General features: G+C 17.2%; 1 protein-coding gene. It reads right to left on the bottom strand.

Annotated features, from left to right (window positions below):
• Positions 1–116 precede the first annotated feature (116 nt).
• The gene (locus BGI41_RS08120; protein WP_088540195.1) at positions 117–845 is read right to left on the bottom strand and encodes an endonuclease III domain-containing protein; all 729 of its coding nucleotides are present in this window, start codon (positions 843–845) and stop codon (positions 117–119) included.
• Between the last annotated feature and the right edge of the window lie 531 nt (positions 846–1,376).

Below are 1,376 nucleotides of genomic sequence, written 5' to 3'. Positions count from 1 at the left end.
ACTTAAATAAGAAATAAATCTTTAATTAATTAAAAATAGCTAATAAAAATTAATAAAATTAAAAATTAAATAATAATTTAATAATTAACTAATAAAAAATAGAACAAATTCAAAAATTACAATATAAATTCATTTAAAATATTGTCATTAACACCATAAGGTTTTTTAGAATAAAAATGTTTAGCATGTTCAACAATTAAACTATGGAACTCTTGATAATCCTCCACAGAACCTTCAAAATTTTTTTCTAAAACTTTTTTAATTTTACTATAAGAATTTTTTTTAGTAATAAAACCTAAATAAAATAAAATTCTTTTTAAATATACAGAAACAATTATCTCTTTTTGTTTATAAGCAAATAAACGTATTGAATCAGCAGTTTCCTTACCAACACCTTTTACTTTTAAAATTTCAGATCTAGAAGGTGTCCTACCATTTAAACTAATACAAAATTCAGTAATATTAATAAGATAATTGAATTTTTGATTATAATAACCTGCAGGTTTAATAGCATTTTTAACTTCATCACTTTTTTCATTTAATAAAATTAAAAAGTTTTCTGCAAAATTTTCACTATTAAAATCAATTAATTTATTTAAATTACGTAATGATTTTTCAACAGAAGGCCAAGAAGTATTCTGTGTTAAAATAGCTCCTATAATAATTTCAAATCTTTCATTATCATTTCTTGGAAAATTATAATCACCAGGATGATAACCTTTAATTGAACCTGTTTTAGTCGGATTTATACCCTCATAGTTAATTAATGGCCACCAACCTTGATAAGAATAATTTTCTAATAATTTATCATAAATTTTATTAAACGTTGATTTATTATCTACCATAAAATTATCATACCTAATATAAATTTTTAATAAACTTTGATGCTATATATATTTTCATTACTTATAAAATTAATTAAATTATTTAAACAATAGTAAAAATCAATTAAAATTTTAATATAAAGTATAGAAATATAGTTTAATGAAAAATAAAGCAATATATAATTTTTAAAATATTTATAATAAACAAATAAACATAAGATTTTAAACTTTTAAAATGAAAATCATAAATTTATAATAGTTAAAATATAAAGCTAAAATTATTTTTAACAGTTTATTTTAAATTAAAAATAAAAAACAAGTACAGAATTCTTAAATTAAACTAAAATATAATAAATTAAAACAAAATATAAATTAAATAATCTAATTAAAAATTAAATTAGATCATAGCTAGTTTTAGTAAAACAGATCAAATAATAAATATAGTAAAAATAATACAAGAAATAACAAAAAATTTAAAAAAATAAGAAAATAAAAACCAAAAAATAGCTAAAAAAACCAAAAAAATAAGAAAATAAAAACCAAAAAATAGCT

It is taken from the genome of Methanobrevibacter sp. 87.7, assembly GCF_002208625.1.
In the GTDB taxonomy this organism is placed as follows: domain Archaea; phylum Methanobacteriota; class Methanobacteria; order Methanobacteriales; family Methanobacteriaceae; genus Methanarmilla.
Note: the sequence above shows the minus strand (reverse complement) of the source record. Positions and strands in the feature narration are given on the sequence as shown.